The sequence below is a fragment of the Gimesia algae genome, assembly GCF_007746795.1.
In the GTDB taxonomy this organism is placed as follows: domain Bacteria; phylum Planctomycetota; class Planctomycetia; order Planctomycetales; family Planctomycetaceae; genus Gimesia; species Gimesia algae.
Map to the genome: position 1 here is coordinate 6,782,985 of NZ_CP036343.1, position 24,530 is coordinate 6,807,514.

Here is a 24,530-nt window from a genome sequence, read left to right on the forward strand (position 1 = left end):
TGAGGCTGATCACTGCCATTGATGAACTCAACTACCATCTTGAATAAGGAGCCGAATGATGAGTAGTAGAACCAAACCTGATATGAAAGAGAGCAAATGGACAATATTGATGTGAATGTCTGTATCCTATTTGGTCTCGGGGATAAGGTCGGTGGCATCGATGTAAATGAAGTTGCCAGCCGCAAAGGGAATTAGCAATGCAACGTCTATTTGAGCTGAGACTGTATAAGCAATCAACCCGCCGAGAGGGAATGTCAAGGCAGAGAGGAAGTTGTAGATAAGCGCATTGGATTTCTTCCAACCTCCGTGCACCAAAATACCAAAATCTCCCAGTTCTTGCGGTACTTCATGTGCTGCTGCGCGTCGGATACAAAAAGACTGTCGCCCCTTAAGTTCAAGAGACAATTGATTGACATGCCCCCAAGTATGACACCAGCCACAAGACTTAGTGTCCTATTGTATCAATGACTGTTCTGTTTGTCTGCTGGAGCGGAGCGGAAGCAGGCAAACAGAACAGTTTTGCCTCCGGTACCGGGGCCCGGTATCCCAGAGAACTGTGTGGTCGGATTGTGTTGTATTCTTTCCGCCAACGTTCTATCAGAACCTTCGCTTCCAATAACGTATCGAAGACTTCTCCATTCAGCAATTCATCTCTTAGCTTTCCGTTGAATGATTCAATGTAGCCATTCTCCCAAGGGCTACCTGGCTCGATAAATAACGTCTTCACTTCAATTCTCCGTAACCAGTCGCGAACTTTTTTTGCTGTGAACTCAGGACCATTATCACTTCGAACATGATCAGGTGACGTGCCCCCAAGTATGACACCAGTCACATGACTTAGTGTCCGATTGTATCAATGACTGTTCTGTTTGTCTGCTGGAGCGGAGCGGAAGCAGGCAAACAGAACAGTTTTGCCTCCGGTACCGGGGCCCGGTATCCCAGAGAACTGTGTGGTCGGATTGTGTTGTATTCTTTCCGCCAACGCTCTATCAGAACCTTAGCTTCCAATAACGTATCGAAGACTTCTCCATTCAGGAATTCATCTCTTAGCTTTCCGTTGAATGATTCGATGTAGCCGTTCTCCCAAGGACTGCCTGGCTCGATAAATAACGTCTTCACTTCGATTTTCCGTAACCAGTCGCGAACTTTTTTAGCTGTGAACTCAGGACCATTATCACTTCGAATGTGATCAGGAACACCGCGACGTACAAACAGGTCACTTAGACGCTCCAATATGTTTTCACTGTTGAGCCTCCTTTCGACATCAATTGTCAGACATTCTCTGGTATATTCATCAAGCATGGTCAATATCCGGAAGGCCCGTCAATCGTGTGTGCGACAATGCACAAAGTCATAAGTCCAGACATGGTCTTTATGTGTCGGACGAAGTCGGACACACGAGCCATCATTAAACCACAGACGTCGCCGTTTAGGCTGTTTTCGAGGCACTTTCAGTCATTCTTGTCTCCAGAGACGTTCTACCCGTTTATGGTTCACTTTCCATCCACGCTGCCTAAGTAGCTGAGTAACACGACGATAACCCTAACGCCCAAATTGGGTCGCCAGTTCGATCATCTCTCGGATCAACCTTGGTTCATCAGAGGAAACAAATCGCTGCCTGCGCTGTGTCGACCTGGACTGCCCCAGAACACGACAGGCTCGGCGTTCTGAGACTTGATCCCTTCCTATAGAATCCCGTACGAAATTCACTGCCTTGCTCCGTTTCGACGGGCTTAGAAGTTTCCCGAGGCTGCTTCCCTCAGAATCGATTTATCCAGTTCTGATTCTGCCAGTAACTTTTTGAGACGATTGTTCTCTTTTTCAAGTTCTTTCAACCGTTTTGCCTGATCCATCCGTAGTCCACCATATTCACGACGCCATTTATAATAGGTCTGCTGATGAATACCGAGCTTCTTGCACATCAGAGGAATGGTCATTCCCTGAGAGAGGTGAACCTCGGCTTCCCGGAGCTTAGAAATAATCTGTTCGGAAGAATGACGTTTCGTGGGCATGATCGCCTCCTTTTCTAGGTCCAGAAACCTGAATTGTATATCAAGCTCTGGTTTCGGTTAAAGGGGGCACCCATGACTTACGCCGTGTCAAGCCTCCGTTTCAATTGTTTTCTCGATTTTAAATTTACGCGGATATAGGCACCCATTCGCGCCGTCCGGCTGAACGCCGTCGCGCAGATTACAATTCAATCAGTGAGCCGCCCATTCACGTCACCGGTGCAGAGTATTCCTCACCAGCCCCCTTCGCGGGCCGAACTCACTGCTTTCGCGTAAATTATCTCTTCTCTCTTTCAAACCGGTTGTACTGAATGCTCAGTCTGCCAACGGAATAATCGTTTCCAGGAAATCTCCGCGAGTTTGCAAGCTACAGCAACCCGGGCTTTCTTGGCTCCAGATCGTTTACGAATTCGGGTATAAAACCTTTTCAAGGGAACATCGCGCCGAATCACGTGAATCGCTACTTCGGTCAGAACCCAACGTAACCAGGGAGGTCCTTGCCTGGTAATGGAGCCATAATAACAGTGACCTCCCGATTGATTCACTTTCGATGTCAATCCTGCATAAGCCCCTACTTGTTTTGCAGAGCGAAATCGTTCGACTTCCCCCAGTTCGGCGACAATGACCAGAGCAGTATACAGTCCGATTCCGTGAATATTGAGTAATGCTTCTACCTGAGGAAAGGATACTTGTAGTTCTTCCAGTTGCTGATCGATCACGTTAATTTGCTCTGTAAAGTGATCAAGCCGAGTGATTAGCTCATCACGGATCAGATTGTCAATGGACGAAAACGATTGATCCCGGAACCATTTGATTCCTCGAGGACCAAAAGGGATTCGATAGGGGGCGTCCTGGTTATTACGCGCCAATAATGCGCGTAAACCAATCTTGATCTGAGCTCTGTCACGAGCTAGTCCGGCGCGGTGGCGTGTGATTTCTCTCAGTTGCTGATAATCGTCTGGGGGAATATAGGAGAGTGGGATCTGGTTAATCCGTAACAGATTCACCAGGAGTTGACAGTCCAGGCGATCTGTTTTGGCTCGTCGTTGAATCATCAAGCGTAATTTTGCAGGATGAGCCAACAGAATGGTTCCTTCCTCAGAGAGTAATTTATAAAGCCAGCGATAGGTCGCAGTAGACTCGACAACCGCCCGGAAAGGTTTGAGTGGTTGTAGAAAATCGAGAATCGCATTTGTGTTCAGACACTCAATTGTCACAGGAGAGACAACTTCTCCAGAATCATTGACCGCCGACATGACAACCGTCCTCCGATGAAGATCGATACCAATGTGCCACATGGATTTACCTCCTTTGTAGAATGTTCAGATCTTGGATAACTGGAACACTCATTATAACGTTTCAGGGAAGAGGCTTGACACGGCGGTCATAGTATCATGTCAACCCATAAAGCTCCCATTCTGGTCCTCCGTGTAAACAACAGTCAGAAAACGTAGCGCCGGGCGGGCGAAAAATGTAGCGATGGTTGCGGGGAGATTCCGGCGAATGTGGCTGGGCTCGCAGGAAAGGTGAGTCCTTTTCTTACTTCGTCTTGATTGACTTGTCGCCTGAGCTTTTTGTACGACGACGTTTAGCGTCCTGTAATCGGTAGCTTTCACCAGCGGTTTTTACTTCGCTTTTGCTTGCGGTGATTGTTCGCTCTTACTCTGTTTTATCGACTCTTTGAACCGGTAGCTTTCGCCATTCATCTCAAAGATTGAACAATGATGAGTTAATCGATCCAATAGCGCAGCCGTCATTCGTTCGCCCTGAAAGATTTGCCCCAGTCGCTAAATGCTAAGTTGCTGGTAATCAATAAACTGCGGCGTTCGTAACGATCTGCAAAAACCTGGAACAACAATTCTGCTCCGGCACGACTGAAAGACAAGTAACCTAATTCATCAACGATTAGTAAATCAATTTTGTCGAGTCTCTTCAGGAATCGATCTAAACTGTACTGCTTTTGAGCTTCTTCTAATTGAGTCACCAGCGAAGCTGCGGTGAAGAATTTCGTTTTGATTCCTTCACGACAGGCTGATAATCCCAACCCAATCGATAGATGCGTTTTCCCAGTTCCCGGCTGCCCAAGCAGACAGACATTGGAACATTGACGGACCCATTCGCAACGGGACAGTTCCAGGATTTTCTGTTTGCTGATCGATTTGATCGCTGAGAAATCGTAATCCTCCAAGCCCTTTTCCATCGGGAACTGTGCCTGTTTGATCCGGTTCGCTAACCCGGATTATTAACAGGTTTTTCGATTATTCAATAATGGCATTTCTGGGGGGATATTGAGGGATCGGATTTGCAGCAGGGGTGACGGCCCCCTTTCCCCCGTTGGGGGGGGGCATGGACGATATTGATTGTTGGGGTTCAGGTGAGCGTTGAGACGATGCTCTTAAGAAGGGGGACAACCGGCGAGACCGAGTTGGAATGTCTTGTCGCAAAACTTCTCGAAGTGGTGCAGGTAGGGCCAATGGCGTGGCAGGATGATTAAAATTCGACGACTGCTGACGCGAATTTCCGCAGCGACTTTGATCAGGCGAGTACGCCAGGTACATGGTTGTCCTTCGCCAAGTGGATCTTCTCGACGGCGACGATTTTGCTGCTGACGTCTTGAGTTCTCCGGCTGTGCATTTGGGGGAACGCCATCGATTACTTTTTCAGCAGGAGGCTCGGCGATCAGTTGCCGTGCGCGGACGAGCAAGTTGTGAGCCAGGCAATGAAGATTCAAACGGAACAGGTTCTCCATATAGCGATGATCGCTACGACGATCTGCCTCCAATCCGCACTTTAATTCTTTATTTCTCCGTGTTATAAAGAGAAAAAGGGCGCTTTCTCCGCGGATGACATAATCATCGTAAGCACCTTCGGGGCAGATTGCAGCACCCGAACGATTAGTAACAATGGCTCGCCGATTGGTTCCTTCCGGTCCCGCTTCCACCTTGATGACGATTTGCCGAGAGTGCGGCCAGGTTTTCGCCTGATATTCACATGTGTGTAAGATTCTCTGCTTTTGACTGGGCTGTTCATATTGCTCAATAACCTTTCATCGTAGCGTTTCGCTGATCTGTTTCCGTTTCGCAGTGATAATGGTCCCGAGTTCACGGCAGAGCGGGTTCGAGACTGGCTCCGCAGGGTGGAAGTGATGACCTTGTTCATTGAACCAGGCAGTCCCTGGGAAAACGGTTACATCGAATCCTTCAACGGAAAGCTGAGAGATGACTTGCTCAATAGTGAAATCTTCGATATGATTATGGAAATCAAAGTACTGATCGAACGCTGGAGGAGAGATTACAACTCTATCAGGCCGCACAGTTCACTGGGCTACAGAGCCACGGTGCCGGATGCGAGGCTGTTCTCAAGGTGAAGTTGAAGGCCATTATGTCAGAGGTCGGCGATTGGCTGATGAGTTGAGCGAAACAACGGCATATAATCCGGTGAATTTGAATGCAAGGGTACTTGTTATTGCGAGAAAAAGAATTGTGCAGCCGCCGTCGTCAATAACGAACGCTGAACGGATCTTTGGGGCCTACGACATTCGTGGCGTAGTCAGCCAGAGCTTGGACAGTCGTAATGTACGAGCGATCGCCGGCACGTTCGGAAACTACTTGTGCCCGGAAGAGCCGGGACGATTTCTGATCGGCCACGATACTCGTTTGAGTTCTCCGGCGGTGAGCGTCGGGCTCCGAGAGGAAGGCCACCAAGTCGTCAAGATCGGCCTGGCAACGACTCCGATGGTATATTGGTATGGGGCGGACCGCGAGTTTGATGGTTCCGTCATGGTGACGGCCAGACATTTACAGCCGGAATACAACGGTCTGAAGCTCTGCGAGCGAGATGCCAAACCTTTGAGTGGCGTCCATGGACTGCCAGAAATCGCGGCCGCCATAGCGAATCCACCCGGCGTATCGAAGCGACCCATCAGTCAGGCGGGTGGAAACCCGATCCGTACATGCGTGGGCCACGCATTCATCAAGCTGGCTATGCGCAAGCAACAGGCGCTCTTCGCGGTCGAACTCTCAGGTTATTACTACTATTCCGATCTGCACTTTACCGATAACGGTCTCCGCACGCTGATTGAGCTGATCAATCTAGTGTCGGCCGGTGGTGCGCCATTGTCCGAAATGCTGGCGCGCGTCCAGATATATCACACAAGTGGCGAGATCAATCAACAGGTTCCCGATCGCGACCGAGTCCTTGACGGGCTTAAAGTTGCTTATCACGACGGGCAGATCGACCATCTCGACGGATTGTCCGTCGACTATCCCGATTGGTGGTTTAACGTTTGCAGTTCGCTCACGGAGCCTCTGCTTCGGATCAACCTTGGCGCCAGCCGCCAAGATCGCTTGGAAAAAGAACGCAAGACGTTATTCTCACGAATTGATCATATCATCGACGAAATCGGAAAAGTCCCCGACTAGAAACGGAATCACAACATGCACCAGCTCGTGCTATTGCGTCACGGACAGAGCCAGTGGAATCTGGAGAATCGATTTACGGGCTGGACGGACGTGGACCTCAGCGAACAGGGCATTCAAGAGGCACGGCATGCCGGCCAACTCCTGCGGGAGAGCGGCTTCGAGTTTGACGTTGTTTATACCTCGGTTCTGAAACGTGCGATTCGCACGATGTGGATCGCGCTCGAAGAAACCGACCAAATGTGGTTGCCGGTCGTCAGGCATTGGCGCTTGAACGAACGGCACTACGGTGCGCTCCAGGGATTGAATAAAGCAGATACGGCGAAAGAACAGGGCGCGGAACAGGTCCACATTTGGCGGCGTTCTTATGCGGATCGGCCGCCTGTGCTGGCAGAAGATGACCAACGGTTTCCGGGCCGCGACCGTCGCTACGCCAGTTTGTCGACAGTTGAAATCCCACGGGCCGAGAGCCTGAAAGATGTGCTGCAGCGCTTTCTGCCCTACTGGAGTGAAACGATCGCACCGCAAGTTCGGCGCGGCAATCGCGTGCTGATCGTTGCCCACGGCAACAGTCTCCGCGCCCTCGTCAAGTTTCTGGAAAACCTGTCGGAGCAAGAGGTCGTGGACTTGAATATTCCCACGGGGATCCCGCGCGTGTATCGGCTCGACGCCCAGTTGAATCCGATCGCCAAGTCGTATCTTGGCGATGCCGAGACCGCCAGAAAGGCCGCGCAGGCGGTCGCTAATCAAGCCTCGCTAGAAGGGTAGTCAAGTCATGCGAGAATCGCCAGTTGTATCGATTGCCACTCTCACCCTCAATCCGTGCCTGGACGTGAGCTACGAATTTCCGAGTTTGGTGCGTGACGAGAAGGTGCGAGCCAACCACACACGGTTCGATCCCGGTGGTAACGGGATCAACGTTGGCAGGGCATTGAAGCAACTGGACGCGCCGGCAACCAATTGCTGTATTCTGGCCGGCGAGATCGGCGAGCTGGTCGCGCGGCTCGTTGGAAACCAACTGGACAACCTCGTTGCTGTGCGGATGTCTGGTGAAACTCGCATCAACTGCACGATTCTGGAAGAGAATCCGCGTACCCAATACGAGGTGGATGGCGTCGGGCCGGCCGTAGCGCCAGCAGTCCTCGACCAAGTCACCGACAGGTTCTTGGCCGGCGCCCAAGGCGGATTCGGCGTTTTGACTGGATCGCTCCCGGCCGGAGTGCCGGAAACTGTTTACGCCGATCTCGTCGAAAGGCTGCGCCAACGCGATGTTCTGGCAATCGTGGACACCAAGGGGCCGATGCTTGCCAGTGCGATCGAACATGGTCCTTACCTGATCAAACCGAATCGGTATGAGCTGGAACGACATTGTGGCCACCCACTGCCGAAGCGAGAGGACGTGGTTGAGGAGGCTCGCAGATTGCAGCGCAAGGGTGTGACCTATGTCTGCGTTTCGTTGGGCGGCGAAGGGGCCGTCCTCGTGGGTCCGGAAAATGCACATCATGCGACTGCGCCGCACGTCCAAATTCGCTCGACGGTCGGCGCCGGGGATTCGCTGGTCGGCGGGCTGGTGGCCGCATTCGCGCAGGGGCGCGACATCGCCGCCGCGCTACGTTTAGGCATCGCCTGCGGCAGCGGCACGGCGCAACACCCGGGCACGAGCCTTTTTACGCGAGAGGATATCGAACGACTGGAAACCCAAGTGACAGTGAAACTGCTAGACGCTTAGCCGCCATGGCTGCAGAAGGGAGTGCGGACCGAGTCCGTCGTGAATGCCAATGGATTGGGCGATTATCGCTTTGTTGAGCTTGGTTGGTGCAGGCGCCATCGTGACGAGCTTCACCGCCGATCCAGTACTTTTGCACGTAACCTACTTGGTATTTGTTGCTGCAGTGGCATCGTCGAGATAAAATGATTAAAGAAACTACGCCCATTGCCATCGTCACCAAACCCCTGAAGCGACAAGTGACGTCATTGTGCAGAGTACTATCATAAGGCAAGTTTTTTGAGGTTGGATCAAATGGAAAACGAGCTAGAAGTCAACATACCGCTGGATGTCGCGCCCTCGGCGCGGGAGACCTACGTCGATAACTACCGCACACTGACCAGCGACGTCGGACGCGTGATGCTGATGGCAGGCGATCAAAAGGTCGAGCATCTGAACGACGACTTCGTCGGGCCGGACATCTCGCCCGAAGACGGCGACCCTGAGCATCTGTTCCAGGTCGCCGCCAAAGCTCGCATCGGCGCGTTCGCCACGCACCTGGGGCTGATCGCACGCTATGGGGCCGACTATCCCAGCCTCCCTTATCTGGTCAAGCTGAACGGCAAGACCAATCTCATGAAAACCGACCAACGCGATCCTGTCAGCCGCCAATGGCACACGCTGGAACAACTGGCTCGCTTTCGAGATGAGTCAGGCCTCAAGATTGTTGGAGTCGGCTTCACGATCTATCCCGGCAGCCAATTCGAGCACGAAATGCTGATCGAGGCGACGCGGCTGATCTTCGAGGCGCATCAAATGGGACTGGTCACGATCCTGTGGGCGTACCCGCGCGGGAAGGCGGTCACGAATGAGTTGGACCCGCATTTGATCGCGGGCGTTACTGGGCTGGCCGGCAGTTTGGGCACGGATTTTGTCAAAGTAAATTACCCACACGCGCAGGATGGTAAACCGGCAGAGCGTTTCAAAGAAGCGGTCCTGGCGGCGGGACGGACCAAGGTGATCTGTGCCGGCGGCAAGGGGACCAAAGCCAAAAAGTTTCTGGCGCGTCTGCACGACCAGATCCACATCAGCGGCGCCATCGGTAACGCTACCGGACGCAACATCCACCAACTTCCCCTGGACGAGGCTGTCCGCTTCTGCAACGCCATCTATGCCGTCTCCGTCGAGAACAGAAGCGTTGACGAAGCGCTCGCGATCTATCAAAAGAAGTAAAGCCAGATTCGCCGGCAGAACCAGATGCCTAGGCGCACGCCGAAGCTTTACATCGCTTCGTTCAACTTCTCGACGAGCCGGTTAATCTCCGCCATGCATTTGCGATGATGATCGGCCAGGTGCTTGTGAACTTCGCGCGTTTGCTCGTGCGCGGCATCCAATTCCCGATGCTCGACGGACAATTGTTCATGGTCCGAGTTCTCGCCGGTCTGTTCGTGCCGTGCGATTTCATGCTCATGATGTTGCACGTGCATTTCGTGCCGGTTGATCTCCAAGTAATGCTCTTCCAGAGCCGCGTCCTGATCGAGAATCAAAGCTTGCGCTAGTAACTCGGCTCTTAAGTTCGTTCCTACCAGAAAGTTTTTTTACGTCGTTTTCCTGTTTTTTGTAGACCACCAGATTGCTGATGACAAAAATGCTCTTCCAAGGTTTGATGAGGAATCTCACCTCGCCCACCAGAACCAGGGAAGAGCAATGTCAGGCAAGGCTGCCCGTATTGAATTGACGTCGTGTATGCATCAGATTTTATCGCAACTGGCTGCGAGTCGGAATGCCAGCCGGGCAATTATTGTGCGTGCCCGGATCATTTTACTCGCATTCAACAAGCTTGATAATCAGACCATCGCAGACACTGTCAAACGCTGCCCCAAAACGGTCGGACTTTGGCGACGTCGCTGGCGGGACTCTTCTCAGGCACTCCTGCAGATGCAGTTCAACCTCAACCAGAGTGCCTTCCAACGGGCGATCATTGATACACTCAGCGACGCACCCCGCAGCGGATCGCCAGGACGTTTTACTAACGAACAGATTTCGGGACTGATTTCACTGGCTTGTGAGAAGCCCCAGAACAGCGGGCGACCGGTGACATCCTGGACGGGAGCCGAACTTGCCGACGAAGCACAACGGCGTCAACTGGTCGATTCGATTTCCACCAGCCATGTGAATCGGATCTTGCGTGAAGTGAGTCTGAAGCCCCATCGCAGCCGTTACTGGTGTAACACTACCGAGAAAGATCCTGAGTTGTTTCAGCGGCAGGTAGAGACGGTCTGCCGAACTTACTATGAGGCGCCGCAGTTGTATGACCGACAGAGAACTCACACGGTCTGTATTGACGAAATGACTAGAGGTGGTCCGAAAACCGTTTAATCATGGTGAACAGGCAGGCGAGCTTCACAAAGCTTGTGTAAAGGTGATTGTGATACTCCCAACGTGTCACCACGCGTCGATAATTATGTAACCATGAGATTGTTCTCTCGACGATCCAACGTCGCTTGTAACGTCGAAGCTTGCGGCCATCCTGAGTTTTCTGTTTCCGGTTTTTGATATCTCGATGGGGACAGATAAAATCGATTTTCTGATCAGCAAGATGATCACGCAGTTTCTGAGAATCTCCCGCTTTATCGTAAATCAATCGCTGAGGATGTCGTTTTTTCAATGTCATTTTTGCAATTAACGGTTCGACCAGAATCGCTTCATTACGGTTTGCTGATTCCGTCTCGACAGCCAGGGGAATTCCCTGGGCGTCCACGCAAATCATAATCTTAGTTCCTTTGCCACGGCGTGTCGGTCCAACCTGTTTACCCCTTTTTTTGCCGAAGCAAATGTGCCATCGGCAAAGGTTTCCGTCAGGTCTAAAATCTCCGATTCTTCCAAGGCTCTCAATAATCGTTCTAATGCTTGATCGAATAAACCTGACTCCGACCATTCCTTCAAACGATCATGACAGGTTGATTTCGGCGGATACTTCTCTGGTAAATCTTTCCAGCGGGCTCCTGTCCGCAGCACCCACATAATGCCATTGAAACAGGCTCTGGGTTTTGCTTTGGGACGTCCACCCTGGGGTGCCGGAGGTTCCCAGGGAAATAAATCCTCTATTAAACTCCATTGTTTATCGGTTAATTCAACAGTTGGGTCCGTCCTGGATCCCGTGTCGACGAGCCGGCTTAGCTCTGTACGGGATCGTGTGGGCATGATAAAGCCTCCTTTCAGAGAACAGAATCATGCAAATCTCAGACCAGACTGTTCACACTTTTCTTAGTTTTCGGATACCCTCTAGCCTGCAGGCTAACGAACGCCGGGCTGAGACAAAACCGCCACGTCCCGGTCAACCGGCCAGGGAAGAGTTTCAGTATACCCGTCATGGTGCTGTGTGCGTGACTGCCAACTGGCATGTGGTACAAGGTCAACTCTTTGCCACGACGATCACCGAAACACGGGACAATCATGATTTTGCCCGTCACATCGCGCAGACGATCGCCACTGATCCACAGGCAGGCTGGGTGTTTGTTGTCGACAATTTAAACACGCACTGTGGTGCGCCACTCGTCGAATTGGTAGCGCAGCAACTGGGAATCAATCCGGCCCATCTGGGAAAAGTAAAACGGCACGGCGTGTTGAAAACAATGACCAGTCGGCGTGAGTTTCTGACCGATCCAACGCATCGCATCCGCTTTGTTTATCTGCCCAAGCACAGTTCCTGGTTGAACCAGATCGAAATCGTGTTCGGCATCATTAAACGACGGGCACTGCGTCGAGGCAGCTTCACTTCCAAACAGGACCTGATCGAAAAACTGCAGCAGTTCATTGAATACTTCAACCAGCACATGGCCCGTCCCATGCGCTGGACCTACGCCGGATACCACACGAAGAAGCAACAGCAGATCGAACGCCCACGCACCTGGAGAGAACTCAGGAAAACCAGGAAACAATGGCAACAATTCGCCTTGGTGGGAAATTATTTGTAAGCGGAGTTACTAGCGCCGCTAGTGCTTTCTTATGCTGCGCCCGCCAGCGACCGATATCGTCCAGCCAACTGGCGTGTTCGCTTTGTGCCAGACGGTGCTCCCGGTGCATGGAAAGATGTTCTTGTTCGGTACTCATTTGTTTCCTTTCATGGGCTTTGGTAAGGCAATTAAAATAAGTCTCGCCTTTAAGGTCGGCATGTCGGATCTCACGTTATTCTGGGAGCCATCCGGTCTCAACCTTTGGAAGCAGTCCAGTGCAAGCCTTAATAAACTCGACCAGGTCCTTCTTATCCTGCTCGGTCAGTTTTTCAATTCGCTTGTAGCGGTAGTCCAGATTGCGGTTTGCGTACCCTTCTTGAGCGTACCAATTGACTACGTCCTCGAGCGTTGCGAGACTGCCGTCGTGCATGTAAGGCGCAGTATAGACAGAGTCGCGGATCGTCGGTGTCTTGAAGGCACCCCAGTCTTTCGGTTTCTTGGTCACGCTGTAGCGGCCGAGATCGGGGGCTTCGGTTGCCAACCCAATACCAGCGTTGTGATACAGCTCGTCTGTAAAGTTCACGCCGTTGTGACATGCACTGTACCATGCCTTATTGCCGAAGAAAAGGTACTCTCCCCGCTTGTCGCTTTCGGCCATCGGATGCGCGTCCGCGTCTGACTTAACCTGTCGGTAGTCGGCGGCCAATGCCGGATCGTCTTGCAGATCTTCGTCGTCGAGTCCTTGAAAGCTTCCCATCGCGTGTGATAGTCGTATAGCCGCATGTCAAAGAAGAGCTGACGTCCCAGCTCAATTTTGGCACGTGTTAAAGGACGTTTCTAGAGGTCCATCGCCTGTCCCGCACTAGGTTCGAGCCACATCGGAAAATCAATATCGAGCGGCTCGTGATTTGTGGTGTTCTCAAGCCAAGCCCAGATCTCTGCAATTTCGAGCGGACCCTGCCCCGCGATCCCTGTCGTGAGATCAGGCGACTCGAGCTTGACCTTTCGCCGTTTCGCCTTAATGGCCGCATCGCCGTCCGCCTGCTCAACTACCGGCTTCTTGACGACGTGTATCGCAGACGATGAGTCATCTAGGGGTTTTCTGCAGCGGGGCTTGTCCCCTCACGGGTGCACCCAAGCAAGCAGAGCAGGGCACAAAAACACACGAAAGTACACTCTTCATCGTGCTTCTCCTTATTGGTTAGCCCACTTAATGAGACTCTTCTAGCGGTTTGTAGCAAAACCACCAGTCGTAGCCCTGGTATTCATCCAGTCGTTTCTCCGCGGTTTCCTGATCGCTGGCTGGCGGCACGATAACCTGGTCGCCGATCAGTTCGTTTTTCGGCCAATCGGCGGGCATCGCGCCCTGGGCGTCCGAGATTTGCAGGGCCCGCACCGACCGCAGAACCTCGTCGATGTTGCGGCCAATCTCCTGCGGATAATACAGCACGACGCGCACGATGCCCTGGGCGTCGACGATGAAGACGGCCCGCACGGTGTTGGTCCCTTTCTCCGGATGCAGCATGCCGAGCGTGTTGGCGATGGTGTCGTTGGCGGCGATCACGGGAAACTGAATTTTTATGTCCAGATTCTCCCTGATCCATTCGATCCACTTAATGTGACAAAAGACCTGGTCCACCGACAGGCCAATCAGCCGGCACCCCAGCTTTTCGAATTCAGCGTGTCGTTTCTGAAAAGCGAAGAACTCGGTCGTGCAGACGGGTGTAAAGTCGCCAGGATGACTGAACAGCACGAACCACGATCCCTGCATGTCGTCCGGTAAACACATCCGGCCGTGCGTGGTCTGAACATCAAGTTTGGGAAACGCATCTCCGAGCAACGGCATCGATTCTCTTGTGTCCGACATCGACTGGTCCTTTTGAATGTGTGGAATATGCACGCGCGTTTTTATGTCAGATCAGATATTGTAGCAGAATAACACATTTGGAGATAGTGCGCTGCCAGCGAAAATCACACTAAATTGGGCGATCTAGAGGTGATTTGTGAAGATGAGGACTGCCTTGTTTTCACGCGACTGTGGTTAAAGCAGTGCTCAGTCATTGAGCATTAGGGGTTGGGGTGCTCTTCAACTAGGCAGCTTTAAGCTTGCAATGCTTGATCTCCAAATGTCTGGCAGAATAAGCCGATCATGCAGATAGTGAATCGATCGCCGCGCGAATCACGCCGGCGCTGGCGTACAGCGCGGCTTGTTCACTGTCGCTCAGAGACTGCGGCACGACCTCGCGAAAGACGGCCGCGTTGCGGCTCAACAGGTCCAACCGAGATTCTCCGGGCTGCTGTGACACTCCGGCAGCTAGAACGACCGCGCGGCAACCGGCCAGGTGCGCATAGTCTCCGCTGACGACGGTCAGCGGGTTGGCGAACGGCACCGCATGCAGGATGTCGTTGGCTTCTGCTTCGGCACGCGGCTGGTTGCGATCGACCAGCACGATTTCGCGTCCCACTCCCTGCAACACCATCGCGTAGGCTGCCGTCGATCCAACCAGTCCGCTGCCAACAATTCCAACTTTCATCGAACAGCTCCGTTCGGGATTTATTCACTAATCGTCGTTGCAATTCCGCGACGTTGCGTATCTCCGCTCAATTCTCCCGTGACAGGACTCGACTGCCGCGTGACAAGCTGCGGCAATGTCGGTCAGATCGGCCGTGGGGTCGGGAAACGGCATGGTCGAGGATTCGAGATACATTTGCTTCCTTGCCGACTCAATCGGAACGGGGTTCACGGCCGAGTCTTTTTTCCACCGCCAGCACGTGCTGGGTCGTCTTCAGCACCGTGTCCGGGTTGAGACTCATCGAGTCGATGCCAAGCTCGACCAGGAACTCGGCCATTTCGGGGTAATCGGACGGCGCCTGGCCACACAGGCCGCTGTGGCGTTCGTTACGGCGACAGCCTTCCACCGCCAGGCGAATCATTTCTTTGACACCCGCGTCTCGCTCGTCGAAATCGAAGGCGACGATTTCCGAATCGCGGTCGACCCCTAACGTCAATTGTGTCAGATCATTCGAGCCGATCGAAAACCCGTCGAACAGTTTGGCGAACGCATCGATTTGCACGACGTTGTTGGGAATCTCGCACATCACGTATATTTCGAGTCCACTCTCACCGCGCACCAAACCGTGTTCGGCCATCGTGGCCAACACGGTTTCGCCTTCGTTCACTCGACGACAGAAGGGGATCATCAGCTTCACGTTGGTCAGGCCCATCCCGTCACGCACGCGCTGCATGGCGGCGCATTCCAGGGAAAAACCTTCGGCGTAAGCCGGGTGTGCGTAACGAGACGCACCGCGGAAGCCTAGCATCGGGTTGTCCTCTTCAGGTTCAAACCAACGTCCGCCCAGCAGCGAAGCGTACTCATTCGTTTTGAAGTCCGACATCCGGACCACAACCGGCCTGGGATAGAAAGCGGCGGCAATGGTGCCGACTCCTTCGGAGAGTCTTTGAATGAAGAATTCCGCTGGACTGTCGTAGTAGCGAGTCAGGTGTTCGATCTCCGCTCGCTCATCGGCCTCTTCGATACGCTCCGGGTGCAGCAGCGCCATGGGATGGGCCTTGATGTATTCATTGATAATGAACTCCATCCGGGCCAGACCCACACCATCGTTGGGTAGAAAGCTTGTCTTGAAAGCAAGTTCCGGGTTACCGAGGTTGATCATGATTTCAGTTGCCGGACGCCGCAAACCTGCCAGATCGGTTTCAATCACCTCAAAGGGCACCTCGCCGGCATACACACGGCCGACATCACCTTCGGCGCAGGACACGGTGACCACATCACCGGTAGGAATCTGAACCGTCGCGTCCCCCGCACCAACCACGGCGGGGATGCCCAACTCGCGCGAGATGATCGCCGCGTGGCACGTCCGCCCGCCGCGATTGGTGACGATGGCCGCCGCGTTTTTCATCACCGGTTCCCAGTCGGGCGTGGTCGTGTCGGCAACCAGCACTTCGCCTTCCTGGAAATCGGCAAGATGCGCGACGTCGGAAATTATGCGTGCCTTGCCGGTAGAGATCTTGCCACCGACGGCCCGGCCTTCGGCCAGTGTGGTCTCGGGCTTACCGGTCAGTTCGTACTCTTCCAGCACGGTGTCCTTCTTTTGCGAAGCGACCGTCTCGGGCCGAGCCTGCACCATGTACAGTTCGCCGTCCAGACCGTCCTTGGCCCATTCCATGTCCATCGGTTTGTCGTAGCCGGCCTTCTCACTGTAATGCATCTCAACCTTGATCGCGTATTCGGCCAACTTCAGCACCTCGTCGTCGCTGATGCAAAACCGGGCTTGTTCTTCGGCCGACGTCGGCACGTTGCGAGTCGATTCGCGTGTGCGGCCCTTGGCGTAAATCATCTTGATCTTCTTGCTGCCGAGCGTGCGTCGCAACACAGCGCGATGGCCTTGCTCGAACGTCGGTTTATGCACGTAAAACTCGTCCGGATCGACGGCACCCTGGACAACGTTTTCTCCCAAACCGTAGGCACCCGTAATGAACGCGACGTCACGAAATCCGGTTTCGGTATCCAACGAGAACATGACACCCGAGGCGGCAAGGTCCGATCGGATCATCTTCATCACACCGACCGAAAGGGCCACTTTGAAATGATCGAAGCCCTGATCGACGCGGTAGTGAATCGCCCGGTCGGTGAACAAGCTGGCGAAGCAGCGTTTACAGGCATCCATGTATTCGGCTTCACCCTTGATATTCAGGTACGTGTCCTGCTGGCCGGCGAAGCTGGCGGTGGGCAGGTCTTCGGCGGTGGCTGAACTGCGGATAGCCAGACTCATATCCTCGCCATATTCACTGCGTAGAGCGTGGTAAGCATCGAGCATCTGATTTCGGATTCCATCGGGCAACGGCGTACCGTAGATGATCGACCGCGCCCGCGCGCCTCGGCGCGCCAAATCGCTCATATCATCTGGATTCAGGTCATCCATCGCGTCGTGCAAAGCGTCCCATGCACCGACGGCGGCCAGCATATCGCGATAGGCTTCGGCCGTAATCGCAAAACCATTGGGAACTTTCACACCCTGCGGCGTCAGCTCGCGATACATTTCGCCCAGCGACGCGTTTTTGCCGCCCACCAACGGGACATCGTCGATGGTTAATTCGTTAAAAAATCGGACGTATCGTTTGCTGTCAGTCATCATCTGGTCTCCATAGGTTGGTGTCGTTGTTCGTTATTGATCCACGGCCGGCGGTCGCACGTAAGCTTGGCGTCCCGCATAGTGGGCAGCATCGCCCAGTTGCTCCTCGATGCGTAACAACTGGTTGTATTTTTCCACCCGTTCACCGCGCGCCGGCGCGCCGGATTTCAGGTGGCCAGCATCCATGGCAACGGTCAAGTCGGCGATGAAGCTATCCACCGTTTCGCCACTGCGATGCGAAACGAATGTGCCCCAGCCGTGATCCTGGGCCAAGCGCACCGCGGAGATCGTCTCGGTGACGGTGCCGATCTGATTGAGCTTGATCAGCACGGCATTGGCGATTTGCTCTTCAATGCCGCGCGCAATCAGTTTCGGATTGGTGCAGAAGACATCGTCCCCGACGAGCTCGATTTGCTCGCCCAAGGCAGCATTCAGTTGCTTCCACCCTGGCCAGTCGTCCTGGCTCATGCCATCTTCGAGCAACACGAGCGGATACGCCATGGTCAGTTTTTCGTAATAGGCCACCATCTCTTCCGGTTCCAGGTGGCGCTCTTCGCGACGCAAGTGATAACAGCCGTTCTCGAAGAACTCGCTGGACGCCGGATCACAAGCGATTCCCATATCCTTTCCCGGTTGAAGGCCAGCTCTCGAGATCGCCTCGACAATCAACTCGAACGGCTCTTCGTTGGACTTGACGTGCGGAGCAAAGCCGCCCTCATCGCCCACTCCCACCGACATGCCCTTTTCTTCCAACAAGTCGAGCAGGCAATGGTAGACCTCGCTTCCCCACTCGAGCGCCTGCTGAAAACTTGCGGCACCGTAGGGAGCGATCATGAATTCCTGAAAGTCCGCGCCTTGCCAATGCGCATGCACGCCGCCGTTCAGAATGTTCATATGGGGGACTGGCAAACGCATGGTCGAATCGCCACCCAGGGACCGATAGAGCGGGATGTTTTTCGCCACGGCGGCAGCGCGGGCCACCACCAAAGAAGCTCCGAGGATCGCATTCGCTCCCAATCGAGACTTATTCTCGGTTCCGTCCAACTCGATCATCCTCTGGTCGATCGCTTCCTGATCGGCGGCATCCATCCCAATGACGACCGGCGCGATCGAATCGTTGACGGCAGCGACGGCGTTCAATACACCTTTCCCGCGATACCGCTGCGGGTCGCCGTCACGTAGCTCGATCGCTTCTCGGCTGCCGGTCGAAGCGCCTGACGGGACGGCCGCCCTGGCCCACGCGCCACCAGCGAGCTGGCATTCCACTTCTACCGTCGGATTGCCGCGCGAGTCGAGAATCTCGCGGGCGAGTAACGTGCTGATGGTACTGCTCATATCTTTTCCGCTTTCGGTTGAGTCCGATTTTCTTGCGACGCTTGTTCCAGCACGGACTTCGTGTGACGGGCGATCATCAGATGCTCGTTTGTCGGGACCACCAATACACGGCACTCGGCATTGGCTACCGAAATGCAATGCTCGTGACGTCGATTGCATGCCGGGTCAAAACGCACGCCAAGATGTTCCAATCCTTCACAGATCATGGCTCGCACGGGCGCGGCGTGCTCGCCGATGCCGCCGGTAAAGACCAGTGTGTCGAGCCCGCTCAAGACAGCCGACAATCCTCCAATGGCCTTGTGAATCTGGTAAACAAATAATTCAACGGCCTCCCTACACTGCAAGTCTTGTGACGAATCGAGGAGATTTTCCATGTTCGAAGTCACGCCCGAAACACCCTGCAATCCGGCTTCGTGATTGACCAGACGTTCGATGGCATCGTACCCGTACTCGCGAATCAGATAAACCAGCACGCCGGGATCGAGGTCGCCGCTTCGCGAACCCATCATCACTCCACCGGTCGGCGTAAAGCCCATCGTGGTATCGAGCGGTATGCCATCGCGGATGGCGGTCAAACTGACGCCATTGCCGAGATGTGCAATGATCGTCCGCCCGATCTCCCTGTCGGTTAACTCGCCAAGCACATATTTGTAGGAAAGTCCGTGAAAGCCGTAGCGGCGCACTCCTTCGTCCCAGAATGAGTCGGCCAGGGGTAACCGCTTGGCAACATCAGGCATCCGGCTATGAAAAGCTGTATCGAAACAGGCGACTTGTGGCAAGTTTGGCAGACGAGCCGAAAGAGCGTCGATGCCCGCGAGTTTGGCGGGCAGGTGCAAGGGCGCCAAGTGAGTCAGCTTGCGAATCCGTTCCAACACCGTGGGCGTGATCAGCACCGGGTCTTGATAGTCGGATCCGCCGTGAACCACGAGATGGCCGGCGGCATCGGGTTGCGCCATATTGTGTTCGGCAAATCGTTTTAACAGAACATCCAGAGCGAGTTTATGGTTCGGGAATCGCTCCAACTCGACTTGTTCTAGCCGGTTCGCAACGCGCAAGCACAAGCGTCCTTGCGCGGCGGAGATTTCTTCGACCGTACCGTCAATGAGCAATCGTTCGCGTTCGTCTCCCAATTCGTACAGCGCCAGCTTCAACGACGAGGAGCCAGCGTTAATGCATAGGATGTGTTGCGACTCGGTCGCGGCTTGATCATTCATTGGCGACTTCCGTCCAACACTGGTGCATGATCGACGCGACGGCCACCGATGCCAGCCTCGCGGCGGGCGGATCGGATCGGGATGGCAAGACGATCGGCACCTTGGCTCCGATCACGACACCGGCCAGCACGGCACCGGCCAAGTACTCCAGGTCCTTGGCCAGGATATTTCCGGAGTTCATATCGGGCGCCAGCAGAATGTCGACGTCGCCCGCCACGTCACTTTCGATCTGCTTGGTTTCGGCGGCCTCCCGCGAGATTGCATTGTCGAAAGCCAACGGACCATCAACTAGTGCGTGGCGAATCTGTCCCCGCTGTGCCATCTTGCTCAAACAGGCCGCCTCGACCGTGGAAGCGATCTCAGGCTTCACCACTTCAACCGCGGACAATGCCGCCACTTTCGGCTGTGAAACCCCCAGCACGCGAGCTAGATCAACCGCGTTCTGAACAATGGCGGCTTTTTGGCTCAAAGCGGGCTCGATATTGATGGCGGCATCCGTCACGAATAACAGCTTGTGATACGACGCCAATTCAACGACAAACACGTGGCTCAGCCGACGCTCGGTGCGAAGCCGAGCCAGTACCGGGTGGATTAGCACGTCCGTGTGCAGCCAGCCCTTCATCAGACCGGTGACCTCGCCTGCAGCGGCCAGTTCCACTCCCTGTCGCGCCGCATCTTCTTCATGGATCGCTTCGACGATGCGATAACCATCCAAACGCACACCTACCTGCTCGGCGGTCTGTTCGATCCGTTGCCGAATGCCAACGAACACCGGTTCGATCAAGCCCCGCTCCAGTGCTTGAGCCACCCCCTCCATGACATGCCGCTCGCCCACATCCACCACGGCCATCGACAACGGCGGAAACTGCGTTGCTCGCTCAATCAGCTTTTGGAGTTTGTCGCTCATGATCTGTGGCCATTTGTATTTCAGCCGGTGGGCTGCACCGGCATTGCGTCTCGATTTCAACCCAACCAACTACCTGGATTTCCCAATCGCCCAGCCAATGCCTCAAGAAAACGCGCCGAATCGGCTCCGAAAACGACACGGTGATCACAACTCATGGTGAATGTAGTTGCCGTTCCATCGTCCGCGCCGATGGCCAGGATGGCGGCGGCACCCAAAGGCACGATCGCCTCGAAGCTGTGGACGAAAGAAAAGGTGCCCAGATTGGAGACGTAAAAAGTTGCACCCTGGTAGTCCTCTGGCACGACACGGCGGCGTCTCACTTTGTCACGCAGAATTCTCCAATCTTCGGCGAGTTCCTCCAACGGCCGATTGGCCGCGTCTCGCAACACTGGGGTGAGCAGTCCACCTTCGAAGTCAACTGCGATACCCACGTCGACCCTGTCGCGGATCGCCAAACCACCGGGAGTATGGCAGGCATTAAACCGCGGAAACTCCTTCACGGTCAGGGCACAAGCCCGTGCCAATAGAAGCGTGAGAGAGGTTTTCGTTTCTTTGGAAGTGGCCTGTATCGCGTCCAGCGGAATGCGGGCGGTTACCCTGAAAGTCGGTGTGCCCCGTGTCGCGGTCATGCTGTCCGCAACGGCGCGGTGCATCGGGGAAAGCGGCTCGATCTGATAGGGCGGGGCAAAATGCAGATCCGGTGACCGAGGTTGGAGCGCAGTCGCTAGCACCTCGGCTGCATGGATCGTTCCACCAGCACCCGGGACCACATCAGCCAGATCGATGCCAAGATCAGCGGCGAGCATACGGGCATATGGAGATGCGGGCCGGCGGTTCGTATCGGTAAGTGTTCTTGGCGTGATGCTCGGTGAACTCGGTGAAGTGGCTGCACGGGGAGCAGTTGTTGAAGGGGTTGCCGGATGCTTTGCAGGCCGCGCCCTTTCGACAGCAGGCTCAACCGGTGGCGTCTTTGGCTCGGTTTCCTCTTCGGAAACGGATGGCGTAACCACCTCCTCGGCTGAATCGATCAGGTAGCCAATCGTTTGTCGCACCGGGATGTCCGTTTCGATGGGCGCCAGCGGACCGGCAAGGAACCCGTCGACAAATGATTCGACTTCCAGCACGGCTTTGTCCGTTTCGACTTCGGCCAGTACGTCGCCACGCTTGACGGGGTCGCCTGATTGCTTGAGCCACCGAACCAGGCGGCCCGTGGCCATTGTGTCCGACAATGCTGGCATGGGGACGGCTTGTTTCATGGTTTGACTCCAGGATCCGCCACCGAGCACAACTGTTGTGCAGCGCTGATGACGTCTTTCACCGTAGGTATGCTGGCCGACTCAAGCGAACCGTTGAATGGCGTCGGGATATCGAGCGCGGCTACTCGCTTTGCGGGAGCATCGAGACTAAAGAAACAGCGTTCACTTAACGTCGCCGCGACTTCGGCCCCGGCTCCAGCGAATCGGCAGTCCTCTTCAACAACGATTAACCGGTGCGTCTTCTCGACCGAAGTTACGCAGGTCTCCCAGTCGATGGGGCTCAGGCTACGCAGATCGATGACTTCCGCCTCAATTCTCTCATCCGCCAATTGCTGCGCCGCGCGCAAGCACAGTTCGACGTTGCGCGAGTAGCTGACCAGCGTGACGTCTCGGCCGGCTCGGCAAACCGCGGCGCGATGCATTGGCAGAGGAACGGCTTCGACGTCCAGTGCTCCCTTACTGAAGTACAACAGATCGTGTTCGATCAAGATGATCGGATCGTCACTAGCAATCGCCTGCCGGAGTTGCCAATAGGCGTCCTGCGGAGTTGCGGGAACTGCAATGCGCAGGCCCGGTACGTTCATCAGCGTATGCTCCAATCGCTGCGAATGCTGGGCGCCAAGTTGTTTCGCAACACCGCCGGGCATCCGGACCACCAATGGCATAGGGAATTGGCCGCCTGACATAAAAGGGATTTTGGCGGCCATGTTGACTAAGGGATCCAGCGCGAGCAGAGCGAAGTTGATGGTCATGATCTCCACAACAGGCCGCATGCCCGTCATCGCGGCGCCAACGCCCAGTCCTGTGAAACTGGTTTCGGAGATTGGCGTATCGCGTACCCGCAACGGTCCATACTTGGCATACAGTCCTTCGGTCACCCGGTAAGATCCGCCATAGAGACCGACGTCTTCTCCCAGTATGAACACGGAGTCATCCCCCGCCATCTCGGCGTCCAAAGCCCGATTGAGGGCCTGCCAGTAGAAAATGTCTTCCTTCGCCATACGATCCCCACGCTCTACGTCAGAGACTCATTGCGCCGATTAACATGCAAACATTGCCAGGCGTCAGCCATTTCCGGATCAGGACTTTGTTGCGCGAATTCGACCGCCTCCTGCACCAATTGCTGAACCTCACTCTTAATACCATCCACCTCCGCCGAATCCAGGTGTCCGGCACCCAACCCGTGTTCGGTGGCGTGGTGAATCGCGTCTTTTCCTACAACGGTCAGCTGCTCGTGGCTGGGATATGCTGGCACGGTTTCGCGAACAGCCATCGAGACGGGATCCGTCGATGCGTAGGCCCTCACCTCGATTTGGGGACGATAGCTTCCGGGGTCGGCCATCGAGTGGCCGCGTAAGCGGTAAGTTTCGCATTCAACCAAGCGCGGCCCACCACCAGTTCGAATCTCTCGCAGCATCCTGCTCGTTACCTCGTGTACCTTAAACACATCCATGCCGTCCACGCGCTCAGCGGGGATGTCATACGCTGCGGCTCGCCTAAAAACTTCAGTCACTGCCGAATGACGATGTATTTCCGTGCCGATTTGATAATGATTATTCTCACAGACAAATAGCACAGGCAATCGCCACAGTGCGGCCATGTTCAGCGACTCGTGGAAGGTACCTTGATTCACCGCGCCATCGCCAAAGAAACAGATCGCCACCTCGGGCAAGCCGCGCATCGCGATCGCGTAGCCGACGCCGATGGCCACAGGGTAGGTTTCACCCACAATCGCATAACCACCCATGAACCGACGCTCGCGATCGAACAAGTGCATCGATCCGCCCATTCCCCGACTAATCCCGTCACGACGGCCGAACAATTCGGCCATCACCTGTCGAGGCGGCGTGCCGCGAACGAGGGCATGAACGTGTTCGCGATAAGTGCTAACGACATAGTCAGATGGTTCCGTCGCATGGATCACTCCAACGGCCACCGCTTCCTCGCCGGGGTACAAATGCAGAAAGCCCGCGATGTTGCCCTTCGTGTACTGTTCCGCGGCTGCCTCCTCGAAGGCACGGGCCAGCAGCATATCGCGCAGAAATGCTCGCAGGGTATCGCGATCCATGTCAGGCGTCCTCTTCCGGCAGGAACTCGTCTAAAGCGTTCATCAACGGAACGAGATACATCAACGCGGGCCCGCCGTGCATCACCACGGCCATGAAGCCGGCTTCGACTATTTCATCGCGACTTGCCCCGGCCTTGATCGCATGCTTCACGTGCACGGCAATGCACCATTCACACTGTCCGGCCACAGATATCCCCACGTTGATCAACTCCTTCTCCCGACTACTGAGCGCCGGGCCGGCCTCTGCCTTATTCATAAAGGACATAAAGGCATTGATTTCGGTCGGGTACTTCTCCTTAAGCCGATGTGTAAGATCGGCAACTTCCTTCAGCTTGTCTCTCATTTCACCCATTATGTCTTTCTCCTACCACGCCTATCCTGGTTTGTTACTCCTCTTCGCAGCACGTCACTCCGCAGCGCGAATCCAATGGCATGTAACAGACCCTCTTCGATCCCTCCCACGGCGAACCCGCGTAGATCAACGTGGTTGGTACCCGCTCAAGGCCTG

At 54.7% G+C, this 24,530-nt stretch carries 22 protein-coding genes and 5 pseudogenes; 7 read left to right on the top strand and 20 right to left on the bottom strand.

Annotation, left to right across the window (positions count from 1 at the left end; all coding sequences use genetic code 11):
* Positions 1-195: 195 nt before the first annotated feature.
* The 6 genes and pseudogenes from Pan161_RS31470 to Pan161_RS25555 form a co-directional block, all read right to left on the bottom strand.
* Positions 196-312: pseudogene (locus Pan161_RS31470) on the bottom strand (ZIP family metal transporter); the annotation flags it as partial.
* 133 nt (positions 313-445) lie between these two features.
* Positions 446-802, bottom strand: a pseudogene (locus Pan161_RS25535) (integrase core domain-containing protein); the annotation flags it as partial.
* A gap of 35 nt (positions 803-837) precedes the next feature.
* Positions 838-2,012: pseudogene (locus Pan161_RS25540) on the bottom strand (IS3 family transposase).
* 290 nt (positions 2,013-2,302) lie between these two features.
* Entirely contained in the window at positions 2,303-3,307 is a 1,005-nt protein-coding gene (locus tag Pan161_RS25545; protein WP_145231590.1) for an IS110 family RNA-guided transposase, read from the bottom strand.
* A gap of 327 nt (positions 3,308-3,634) precedes the next feature.
* Positions 3,635-4,230 (bottom strand): annotated as a pseudogene (gene istB / locus Pan161_RS25550) (IS21-like element helper ATPase IstB).
* A gap of 174 nt (positions 4,231-4,404) precedes the next feature.
* Positions 4,405-5,049, bottom strand: coding sequence for a transposase (locus Pan161_RS25555; RefSeq protein ID WP_145231592.1), 645 nt, complete (start codon positions 5,047-5,049; stop codon positions 4,405-4,407).
* Between the two features lie 39 nt (positions 5,050-5,088).
* On the opposite strand from Pan161_RS25555, the pseudogene Pan161_RS25560 reads away from it, so the two are divergent.
* From Pan161_RS25560 to Pan161_RS25580, 5 genes and pseudogenes are all read left to right on the top strand, one after another.
* Positions 5,089-5,376: pseudogene (locus tag Pan161_RS25560) on the top strand (integrase core domain-containing protein); the annotation flags it as partial.
* Positions 5,377-5,407: 31 nt separating this feature from the next.
* Positions 5,408-6,430, top strand: coding sequence for a phosphohexomutase domain-containing protein (locus Pan161_RS25565; protein WP_197995521.1), 1,023 nt, complete (start codon positions 5,408-5,410; stop codon positions 6,428-6,430).
* Positions 6,431-6,445: 15 nt separating this feature from the next.
* Positions 6,446-7,195 (top strand): 2,3-diphosphoglycerate-dependent phosphoglycerate mutase, encoded by a 750-nt coding sequence (gene gpmA / locus Pan161_RS25570; RefSeq protein ID WP_145231594.1) that lies wholly within the window; start codon positions 6,446-6,448, stop codon positions 7,193-7,195.
* Between the two features lie 7 nt (positions 7,196-7,202).
* Entirely contained in the window at positions 7,203-8,156 is a 954-nt protein-coding gene (locus tag Pan161_RS25575) for a 1-phosphofructokinase family hexose kinase (protein ID WP_145231595.1), read from the top strand.
* Between the two features lie 291 nt (positions 8,157-8,447).
* Entirely contained in the window at positions 8,448-9,365 is a 918-nt protein-coding gene (locus Pan161_RS25580) for a beta/alpha barrel domain-containing protein (protein ID WP_145231596.1), read from the top strand.
* 47 nt (positions 9,366-9,412) lie between these two features.
* Here Pan161_RS25580 and Pan161_RS25585 read toward each other — a convergent pair whose 3' ends face one another.
* On the bottom strand, positions 9,413-9,679 hold the full coding sequence (locus tag Pan161_RS25585; protein WP_145231597.1) for a hypothetical protein: 267 nt from the start codon (positions 9,677-9,679) through the stop codon (positions 9,413-9,415).
* Between the two features lie 160 nt (positions 9,680-9,839).
* On the opposite strand from Pan161_RS25585, the gene Pan161_RS25590 reads away from it, so the two are divergent.
* Positions 9,840-10,511: a helix-turn-helix domain-containing protein gene (locus tag Pan161_RS25590; RefSeq protein WP_145231598.1), complete on the top strand. Its 672-nt coding sequence runs from the start codon at positions 9,840-9,842 to the stop codon at positions 10,509-10,511.
* Here the strand turns inward: Pan161_RS25590 and Pan161_RS25595 are convergent.
* Together Pan161_RS25595 and Pan161_RS25600 are read right to left on the bottom strand one after the other, a co-directional pair.
* A complete protein-coding gene (locus Pan161_RS25595) occupies positions 10,486-10,902 on the bottom strand; it encodes a transposase (protein WP_197995935.1) in 417 nt (138 codons plus the stop codon). The genes Pan161_RS25590 and Pan161_RS25595 overlap by 26 nt on opposite strands.
* Positions 10,899-11,336: a transposase gene (locus Pan161_RS25600; protein WP_145231600.1), complete on the bottom strand. Its 438-nt coding sequence runs from the start codon at positions 11,334-11,336 to the stop codon at positions 10,899-10,901. Before Pan161_RS25600 ends, Pan161_RS25595 begins: the two co-directional genes overlap by 4 nt.
* 29 nt (positions 11,337-11,365) lie before the next feature.
* Between Pan161_RS25600 and Pan161_RS25605 the strand changes: the two genes are divergently transcribed.
* Entirely contained in the window at positions 11,366-12,109 is a 744-nt protein-coding gene (locus Pan161_RS25605; RefSeq protein ID WP_197995522.1) for a transposase, read from the top strand.
* 211 nt (positions 12,110-12,320) lie between these two features.
* Here Pan161_RS25605 and Pan161_RS25610 read toward each other — a convergent pair whose 3' ends face one another.
* From Pan161_RS25610 to Pan161_RS25660, 11 genes are all read right to left on the bottom strand, one after another.
* Positions 12,321-12,845, bottom strand: a complete 525-nt coding sequence (locus tag Pan161_RS25610) for a cytochrome-c peroxidase (protein WP_145231601.1) — start codon at positions 12,843-12,845, stop codon at positions 12,321-12,323.
* A 453-nt stretch (positions 12,846-13,298) separates the two neighbouring features.
* Positions 13,299-13,955 (bottom strand): peroxiredoxin, encoded by a 657-nt coding sequence (locus tag Pan161_RS25615; protein WP_145231602.1) that lies wholly within the window; start codon positions 13,953-13,955, stop codon positions 13,299-13,301.
* A 280-nt stretch (positions 13,956-14,235) separates the two neighbouring features.
* Positions 14,236-14,622, bottom strand: coding sequence for a lactate/malate family dehydrogenase (locus tag Pan161_RS25620; RefSeq protein ID WP_145231603.1), 387 nt, complete (start codon positions 14,620-14,622; stop codon positions 14,236-14,238).
* A gap of 190 nt (positions 14,623-14,812) precedes the next feature.
* The gene (gene ppsA / locus Pan161_RS25625) at positions 14,813-17,242 is read right to left on the bottom strand and encodes a phosphoenolpyruvate synthase (RefSeq protein ID WP_145232905.1); all 2,430 of its coding nucleotides are present in this window, start codon (positions 17,240-17,242) and stop codon (positions 14,813-14,815) included.
* Positions 17,243-17,275: 33 nt separating this feature from the next.
* A complete protein-coding gene (gene eno / locus Pan161_RS25630) occupies positions 17,276-18,577 on the bottom strand; it encodes a phosphopyruvate hydratase (RefSeq protein WP_145231604.1) in 1,302 nt (433 codons plus the stop codon).
* On the bottom strand, positions 18,574-19,791 hold the full coding sequence (locus Pan161_RS25635) for an acetate/propionate family kinase (protein WP_145231605.1): 1,218 nt from the start codon (positions 19,789-19,791) through the stop codon (positions 18,574-18,576). Before Pan161_RS25635 ends, eno begins: the two co-directional genes overlap by 4 nt.
* Positions 19,784-20,698, bottom strand: a complete 915-nt coding sequence (locus Pan161_RS25640) for a bifunctional enoyl-CoA hydratase/phosphate acetyltransferase (protein ID WP_145231606.1) — start codon at positions 20,696-20,698, stop codon at positions 19,784-19,786. Before Pan161_RS25640 ends, Pan161_RS25635 begins: the two co-directional genes overlap by 8 nt.
* A 56-nt stretch (positions 20,699-20,754) precedes the next feature.
* Positions 20,755-21,954, bottom strand: a complete 1,200-nt coding sequence (locus Pan161_RS25645) for a dihydrolipoamide acetyltransferase family protein (RefSeq protein WP_145231607.1) — start codon at positions 21,952-21,954, stop codon at positions 20,755-20,757.
* A complete protein-coding gene (locus Pan161_RS25650) occupies positions 21,951-22,955 on the bottom strand; it encodes an alpha-ketoacid dehydrogenase subunit beta (RefSeq protein WP_145231608.1) in 1,005 nt (334 codons plus the stop codon). Before Pan161_RS25650 ends, Pan161_RS25645 begins: the two co-directional genes overlap by 4 nt.
* A gap of 14 nt (positions 22,956-22,969) precedes the next feature.
* Entirely contained in the window at positions 22,970-24,022 is a 1,053-nt protein-coding gene (locus Pan161_RS25655) for a thiamine pyrophosphate-dependent enzyme (RefSeq protein WP_145231609.1), read from the bottom strand.
* A 1-nt stretch (position 24,023) separates the two neighbouring features.
* Positions 24,024-24,374, bottom strand: a complete 351-nt coding sequence (locus Pan161_RS25660; RefSeq protein ID WP_145231610.1) for a carboxymuconolactone decarboxylase family protein — start codon at positions 24,372-24,374, stop codon at positions 24,024-24,026.
* Positions 24,375-24,530 lie beyond the last annotated feature (156 nt).

Excerpts from the sequence above, each read along its gene's own strand:
- Pan161_RS25645 (WP_145231607.1), bottom strand. The coding sequence starts at position 21,954 with ATGAAACAAGCCGTCCCCATGCCAGCATTGTCGGACACAATGGCCACG.
- Pan161_RS25595 (WP_197995935.1), bottom strand. The coding sequence starts at position 10,902 with ATGATTTGCGTGGACGCCCAGGGAATTCCCCTGGCTGTCGAGACGGAA.
- Pan161_RS25635 (WP_145231605.1), bottom strand. The coding sequence starts at position 19,791 with ATGAATGATCAAGCCGCGACCGAGTCGCAACACATCCTATGCATTAAC.
- Pan161_RS25660 (WP_145231610.1), bottom strand. The coding sequence starts at position 24,374 with ATGGGTGAAATGAGAGACAAGCTGAAGGAAGTTGCCGATCTTACACAT.
- Pan161_RS25545 (WP_145231590.1), bottom strand. The coding sequence starts at position 3,307 with ATGTGGCACATTGGTATCGATCTTCATCGGAGGACGGTTGTCATGTCG.
- Pan161_RS25640 (WP_145231606.1), bottom strand. The coding sequence starts at position 20,698 with ATGAGCGACAAACTCCAAAAGCTGATTGAGCGAGCAACGCAGTTTCCG.
- ppsA (WP_145232905.1), bottom strand. The coding sequence starts at position 17,242 with ATGACTGACAGCAAACGATACGTCCGATTTTTTAACGAATTAACCATC.
- Pan161_RS25610 (WP_145231601.1), bottom strand. The coding sequence starts at position 12,845 with ATGGGAAGCTTTCAAGGACTCGACGACGAAGATCTGCAAGACGATCCG.
- Pan161_RS25600 (WP_145231600.1), bottom strand. The coding sequence starts at position 11,336 with ATGCCCACACGATCCCGTACAGAGCTAAGCCGGCTCGTCGACACGGGA.
- Pan161_RS25580 (WP_145231596.1), top strand. The coding sequence starts at position 8,448 with ATGGAAAACGAGCTAGAAGTCAACATACCGCTGGATGTCGCGCCCTCG.
- Pan161_RS25575 (WP_145231595.1), top strand. The coding sequence starts at position 7,203 with ATGCGAGAATCGCCAGTTGTATCGATTGCCACTCTCACCCTCAATCCG.
- gpmA (WP_145231594.1), top strand. The coding sequence starts at position 6,446 with ATGCACCAGCTCGTGCTATTGCGTCACGGACAGAGCCAGTGGAATCTG.
- Pan161_RS25605 (WP_197995522.1), top strand. The coding sequence starts at position 11,366 with ATGCAAATCTCAGACCAGACTGTTCACACTTTTCTTAGTTTTCGGATA.
- eno (WP_145231604.1), bottom strand. The coding sequence starts at position 18,577 with ATGAGCAGTACCATCAGCACGTTACTCGCCCGCGAGATTCTCGACTCG.
- Pan161_RS25620 (WP_145231603.1), bottom strand. The coding sequence starts at position 14,622 with ATGAAAGTTGGAATTGTTGGCAGCGGACTGGTTGGATCGACGGCAGCC.
- Pan161_RS25590 (WP_145231598.1), top strand. The coding sequence starts at position 9,840 with ATGTCAGGCAAGGCTGCCCGTATTGAATTGACGTCGTGTATGCATCAG.
- Pan161_RS25615 (WP_145231602.1), bottom strand. The coding sequence starts at position 13,955 with ATGTCGGACACAAGAGAATCGATGCCGTTGCTCGGAGATGCGTTTCCC.
- Pan161_RS25650 (WP_145231608.1), bottom strand. The coding sequence starts at position 22,955 with ATGGCGAAGGAAGACATTTTCTACTGGCAGGCCCTCAATCGGGCTTTG.
- Pan161_RS25655 (WP_145231609.1), bottom strand. The coding sequence starts at position 24,022 with ATGGATCGCGATACCCTGCGAGCATTTCTGCGCGATATGCTGCTGGCC.